We start from the raw sequence: 6,259 nt of genomic DNA, 5'->3' as shown, positions 1-6,259 counted from the left end.
TCCACCCGAACCGGGTGCAGGCGGGCAGCGCCAAGCTCGCGCGCAACGCCTACTTCCTCGACACCGACATGCTCTCCTTCCTGTGGCTGCGCAACATCCAGGAGGACAAGGCGGTGGCCAAGACCGGCGACGCCGACAAGGGCGTGATCATCGGTGAGGGCACGCTGAAGGTCCACAACGAAAAGGGGCTGGGCGTTGCGGCCGACCTCTTCGGCTTGAGTGCGGCGAGCTGATCGAAGAGCCCTCTCCCTCGCAGGCGTGAACCCGACCGCAGTGTCGGCAGCTTGAGCGGCTTCGAGGAGCCGCTCTCGCTCGTCGGCGCTCTCGCGGCCCCCATGAGGCGGTCGGGCGATCGCACCAAGAATCGTTTGAAGCAAACTACGGCTTTCTGGAGCACGAGCTCTTGAATACGCCGGAAAAGAAAGTTCTGAACGAACTGAGCCAGGTCGACACTGCTGATGACGCCGCGCGCATCGTCGAGCGAGTATACTTGAGGTCAGGCAAACCGAAGCTCGCAGAGCGTCAAAAGCTGGCGCGCCGTGCCATGAACCTGCCGAACTATGAGCCGCCCGTGCCGACGCCACGTCCAGTTGACGGGCCGCCGTGGTCTCAGCCCTGGAGTAAGGCAAACCGCTAGGCGCGTGCTCCGTTGCGGGACCGACAGGCGCGCAGCGGAGACTCCGAAATGCCTAGGCCCGGCGCGGTGTCACATGAGCCGTCATGACACACCTCCGACTGACAGCGCTGCCAAATTTCCGTTGCCTTCGTTCCCGTAATGTTCTACAAACATAACGGGTTCGCAGTGGGTGTGTGACCGCAGTGGTTGCGCCTGCGTCAAGGGCGTGGTCGACGCATTCGTCCTCAGAGACAACATTCAAGTTAAAAGGTGAGTTCAGCAGGTGGAGTCTAGCGTTCTTAAGCGGTTTTGCGTGTTCGTGTGTCTGCTTGCGTTTGCGACGCCTGCTGCGGCCGCGCGCATCGACGCGGGAAGGGTGTTTGGAGCGTTCCTGGCTTGCAAATCCGACATCTTTTCCCTGCTGACCAGCGATAAGGCGGATTTTCGCGCAATAGCGATCAAGCCTTACGACCACTTCGCCTCGGATGGGATAACCGGGCACATCCTCGAGTTTGCTGCGCCTGCCGATGCCGATGGGATGCCGCTTGGCAGATACGTCCAGTTCGAGGCGGTCGGCATTGCCGTTCCGCACTTTGCCTGGGGCTTCGAGGTGGAGCGGAGCGTGTCTGAGGTCGTCAAAACGCTTGAGTCGCTGCTGCCCGGCGCCAAGTTCGTTGCCAAAGATGCTGACGCACTTGAACTGAAGCTCAATGCCGACCTTGAGGCGCAAAAGGGCAACGCATCCGTCGCCTCGCAGGACAGCTATAGAAAAATCGTCGTTCGCCCGGCGGACAGCTCCTCACGAGCGCTCGTGATTTGCGACGTTTCCAAGGATCTGATGTCGGGTCTCACAACCGACGAGGAGACGGGAAGGAAGCGGTTGCCTTCACCGGAGGACCTGTTTCCATCGGCGAAAGGGCCGGGGGGCGAAGCCGACAAGATTCTTGACGCTTTCGTTGCCTGCAGGCCCTCGTTCTTCAATGTCCTGTGGGACGAAAGAAAGTCCTTTCCGCGGTTCCGGGTCGAAGCCTTTGAAAGCCCGGCCAACAGGCCTCATGTCCCAGGGGCCGAGAATGCCTACAACGAAGTGGTCACGTTCGAGCATCCCATGACGGTCGGTGATTTTTCCGTCGTGCGCTTCTTTCAGCGAAAGTCGATTGAAGAGGGTAAGCCGACGCGCTTTGCCTGGGCATTTCAGGTGAAGGCAACGCCTGATGAAGTCGCGCGCGCTCTTGCCGAGCGATATCGAGTGAGATTTTGGGGAGATTTTTCTTCTCTGAGCTCAAAGGATGCCGCCACCGGCCCAGTTTCGAAAGACCTGAAGTTCGATTCCTATTTTGACCCTGACGAGCAGACAACCGTAACCTGCGAACCCGACGAAGTCGAAACGAGAGACTTGCGCTTGCCGTGGGCGGAGGAGACTTTCGGATTGGCCCAGCTCGGGCCGCCGCCGATGATCGGCGGCAACAGGCTGATGAACGCGCTCCTGCAATGCCGACAGGATTTCTATGCGTCACTTGAAGAAGAGAAGGACGTCTTCGGCAAGGTGACATTCAAGATGAGCATGGGGCCCTATCGACAGCCGGAAGACGCTGCACATGCGACACTGCGAGTAGCTTTCGAGAAGCCTGTCTATGTTTCAAGCTTCCTTTTGAACGGGTACATCCAGCAACGTGTCGATGTGGCCGGCGATCCGAAACTGATATGGGGACTACAAACGCCGGGAAACAGGGACGACCTTATATATGTCGCGGAGAACCGCACCGGCAGCACGTATGTCGAGAGCCATGGGTGGGCGCTAGACCTGGAGGCCTCAGCGACCGCCTATACGCCCTCTGAAGCACTGGGTTTTGCTGACGGCTTCATCGGCTGCACGACACCCCTTGCTCCTGGCGAAATACCGGAGCCGCCCAACCTCTTTCGGAACGCAGACGCGGGGCGGTAAAAGCTGCCGGCATCCCTTGGTCGCCCCCCGCGCCATCTCTCGCGGCCTGCGGCACCAATGGCGGATACGCAGATTTTTACCGAAACACCGGGCAGGCGGCCGAACTGAACGTATCCTACCCCGAGTATGATCCCGCTGAGGCAAATTATGGCTTCAGCACGAACCCCTCAATGGTGAGCGCGGTGTACGGGAGCCGTTGTCGACTGCCGAGGATATCGACGACGCTACATACGTCGTCGCCGACAAGTACGAGCGTCCCAACTCCGCCAAGATGAAGCTTTGTGAACGTCAAGCGTTAGCGCGGCGAGCGCTGCAGCTTCCGGATTACTCTGTCGAGACACCCGTTCCCCCTGCCAATCCGATGGGCAATCCTGTCTCAGATCCACCCTGGCGGCGCTAGGCGGCATCAAATGCGAGGCGGTGGCCGAAGGATGGCCGTGTCGTAGTTCAGCCGGTTCCGTTGCCATCGCCGAGTTCGTCACGGCACGAACGGCGATAGCTGTGGTTGATTGCGCCGGGCGAGAGATGCGATTTCTTCTCGACGATCTCTTGTGCTTGTTCTCTTAATGTTCTACAAGTTTTGCGAGTGAACGAAGGGGTCGGCGTACCGGTCGAATTCGTCGGTGCGCTGAGGATCGACCACAGCATGCACTCTCAATTTTCCATTCATTAGAGACGTCCGGCGTTGGCCTTGGAGGGATCGTGTTCAGGTGGTGCGTGTCGGCCCTGGCGGCCTTGTTTGTCTTGAGTTCGGCGATCCCGGCGGCGTCCTCGCAAGCGTCATCCGGCAGTGCAAGACAGGTGTTTGGCGCGTTCCTCGCCTGCAAGGCGGACATCTTTTCGCTTCTCGGCAGTGACAGGGCGGATTTTGGCGCAGCAGTGATCGGGCCCCATGACTGGAGCATGTCGGATGGTGTCACAGGGCAAACGATCGCGTTCGCGGCGCCTGTCGACGTCGGTGGCCTGTCGCTCACCGGCTATGTCCAGTTTGAGGCCGTCGGCATTGCCGTTCCGCACATCACGTGGGGTTTTGAGGTCGAGCGGCGCGTATCTGACATCGCCAAGGCGATCGAGGGAATGCTTCCCGGTGCCCGGTTCGTGGCAAAGGATGGCGGTGCGCTCGAGTTGAAGCTCGATGCCCAATCGGTTCCACAGGGCGACGCATCGGTCGCGCCGGAAGACAGTTACAGAAAAATCGTCGTTCGCCAGGCAAACGACCCTTCACGATCCCTCGTCATGTGTGACGCGTCCAAGGATCGAATGGCGGAACTGACGACCGATGAGGAGACTGGCAGGAGGCGCCTTCCGGACGCTGAGGACCTGTTTCCGTCGGCGAGGCGGCCAGCCGTCAAGACCAACCATGTTCTTGACGCGTTCGTCGCCTGCAAGCCCTCTTTCTTCGAGGTGTTGAAGGCTGAAAGACGCATCTTCCCGCAGGTCCGTATCGAGCCTTGGGAGAGCCCGGACAACGCGCCTCACATTCCCGAAGCGGAGAAGACCTACAACGAAACCGTGACATTCGAACACCCGATCGAGATTGCTGGCCTCCGCATCGTCCGGTTCTTTCAACGAAAGACGGTTCAGTCTGGTGAACCGACGCGCTTTGCCTGGGCCCTTCAGGTCGCTCAGACGCCCGATGGAGCCGCTCGTGCTATCGCGGCTCAGTACGGTGCGAGATTTACGTATTACTGGAGTTTGGTCGACAAGGATGTCGGTGCCACGCCGGTTTCGCAGCACCTGACGTTGCGTTCCTACTTCGATCCCGATGAGCAGGCGACGGTGACCTGCGAACCCGACGAAGCCGAGACGAAGGACTTTCGCCTGCCGGAAGCAGCCGAGACCTTCGGCTGGGCCCAACTTGGGCCACCACCGGTAGGCCGCGGCAACCGGCTGATCAATGCCCTGCTGCAATGCCGGGCGGATTTCTTCGAGGCGCTGGGCGAGGAAAAAAATGCTTTCGGCAAGGTGGCGTTCAAGCAGGCCGCCGGCCCATACCGCAAGGAGGGAGACGCAGCGCATGCGCCAATGCGTGTGGCGTTCGAAAAGCCGGTCTATGCCTCGGGCTTCACGCTGACGGGATACATTCAGAGGCGCGTGAATGTTGAAGGCGAGATGAAACTGAGATGGGGTTTTCAATCACCGGACGGCATGAGCAGGATCGAGCGCACCACCGAGAGACGCACAGGAAGCGTTCGTGTGTCCGGCAAGGGGTGGTTGTTCGACCTTCAGACCGACGAAACCGGCTACACACCATCTCCGGATCTCGAGTTTGACGAGGGATTCTTGGGGTGCACGACGCCGCTCGCATCAGGCATGGAACTGTTGAAATCCGGCGACCTCTTTCTGAAATAAGACACGGGAAGGGTGCCGTAGAACTGCAATAGGCTCTTCGGCCAATGCCGTTGCACGTCTCGCGCGTAGCCGGCGGCGCCAATGGCGGCTACAACCCGACGACGGGGCTGACGGTGGCACTGAGCGACGGAACTTGAGCGCCCTTCACCAAGGCGATCTTCGACCAGGTGATGCAGACCGGTTACCAGAACGGCGCGAACCCGCCATCTCTCGGTTTCGCCCGACGTCAAATCGGTCTTCGTCGCCTTCATGTCCGACGCCAATGTTGCACCGTTCCGCTACGCCGTCTCGCAGGGCGGCGAGCGCAACACGATCGTGGCGACTGCCGACTACTATGAGGAACCGGCGCAGTTTCTCGTTGCGAGACGCGCTCCGCTTCTGGGAGTGACGTCTTGCGAGGGGCGCAGATCCGGCCGGAGCATATGTGGCAACACGGCTGCCGGACAGGATATCCTTCTTGTAAGCGTTCCTGAAATGTTCTGCCAGCTATGCGAGTGCTCTCGCCGATCTTGATCGCATTGATCGTGTCAGGCTAGTGCGCTGAGGATGACCCATATGCGGGGTCGGCGGCCAGATGTGGCGGTATGGGCCCAAGGAGGATACTTGTTCAAAGGTGTGGTTAAGGCGCTCTCGGCGCTGTGGATCGTCGGTTTTTCGTCACCCGCTCTTGCAGGGGCGGAGCGCGCGGTCGAGGCCCTATTTGACTGCGACCTCGGTTTCTTCGAGGTTTTCGCCAGCGAACGAGCGGCGTTTCGCCCTCTGGAAGTCAGGATCAGTTATCTTTCTGAGGAGCGTATCGAGATCGTCAAATTCGATCCGCCAGTGGAGGCGTTTGGCCTTCGCCTTACCGGCTACCGGCAGCAGACAGACTTTTACTATGGCCCGCGGCCGACCTCTTTTGAATGGGGGTTTCAGGTTGATGAAACGCCTGCGGGGGCGGTGCTCGCGCTTCGGGACCATTTCCCTGAAGGCTTTGAAGGCGATGATGAGTCGCTGAGGGCGTTAAAGTTCCCGGTGCAAACCCAGAAAAACTTCTATGTTTCCAAGCCGCTGCCGACCGGGGAAACCGGCGCCGATTTGCACTGCTCTGTGTCGCGAGCGAACCTCGACAACATCTGGGCGCTGCCGGATGTCGTCAACCCGTTTTCCGAGGAATGGGACACCAAGGGCCGATGGTGGGCGCGGATCTTTGACTGGTTTCTCGTCCGAGGACGCGAGATTCAGGATCTCGTCGCTGGGTGATGCAGACGGGCCACCAGAACGGCGCCAACTTCCGCCACGTCTCGGTTTCTCGCTTCAAGTGAAATCGGTCTTCGTCACCTTCATGTCCGACGCCAACGTGGCGC

General features: G+C 59.9%; 5 protein-coding genes and 3 pseudogenes. 7 read left to right on the top strand and 1 reads right to left on the bottom strand.

The window, feature by feature from the left end; all coding sequences use genetic code 11:
- From L981_RS26715 to L981_RS26710, 3 genes and pseudogenes are all read left to right on the top strand, one after another.
- Window positions 1-233, top strand: a 233-nt coding sequence (locus L981_RS26715; RefSeq protein WP_197067200.1) for a DUF5309 family protein, incomplete at its 5' end; no start/stop codon positions are given.
- 134 nt (window positions 234-367) lie between these two features.
- Window positions 368-637: pseudogene (locus tag L981_RS34755) on the top strand (hypothetical protein); the annotation flags it as partial.
- A gap of 292 nt (window positions 638-929) precedes the next feature.
- Window positions 930-2,561: a hypothetical protein gene (locus L981_RS26710; protein ID WP_156134248.1), complete on the top strand. Its 1,632-nt coding sequence runs from the start codon at window positions 930-932 to the stop codon at window positions 2,559-2,561.
- Between the two features lie 447 nt (window positions 2,562-3,008).
- Here L981_RS26710 and L981_RS34750 read toward each other — a convergent pair whose 3' ends face one another.
- A complete protein-coding gene (locus tag L981_RS34750; protein ID WP_156134247.1) occupies window positions 3,009-3,209 on the bottom strand; it encodes a hypothetical protein in 201 nt (66 codons plus the stop codon).
- Between the two features lie 54 nt (window positions 3,210-3,263).
- Between L981_RS34750 and L981_RS26705 the strand changes: the two genes are divergently transcribed.
- The 4 genes and pseudogenes from L981_RS26705 to L981_RS36080 all read left to right on the top strand — a co-directional run.
- Window positions 3,264-4,913 (top strand): hypothetical protein, encoded by a 1,650-nt coding sequence (locus L981_RS26705; RefSeq protein ID WP_156134246.1) that lies wholly within the window; start codon window positions 3,264-3,266, stop codon window positions 4,911-4,913.
- A 53-nt stretch (window positions 4,914-4,966) separates the two neighbouring features.
- Window positions 4,967-5,258, top strand: a pseudogene (locus L981_RS35250) (DUF5309 family protein); the annotation flags it as partial.
- A gap of 258 nt (window positions 5,259-5,516) precedes the next feature.
- Window positions 5,517-6,155: a hypothetical protein gene (locus tag L981_RS26700; protein ID WP_043623561.1), complete on the top strand. Its 639-nt coding sequence runs from the start codon at window positions 5,517-5,519 to the stop codon at window positions 6,153-6,155.
- Window positions 6,152-6,259 (top strand): annotated as a pseudogene (locus L981_RS36080) (head protein); the annotation flags it as partial. The gene L981_RS26700 and the pseudogene L981_RS36080, both read left to right, overlap by 4 nt.

This window comes from Ensifer sp. ZNC0028, from assembly GCF_000799055.1.
GTDB lineage: Bacteria > Pseudomonadota > Alphaproteobacteria > Rhizobiales > Rhizobiaceae > Ensifer.
The sequence above is the reverse complement of the archived record's forward strand: the minus strand, read 5'-3'. Positions and strand labels throughout refer to the sequence as shown.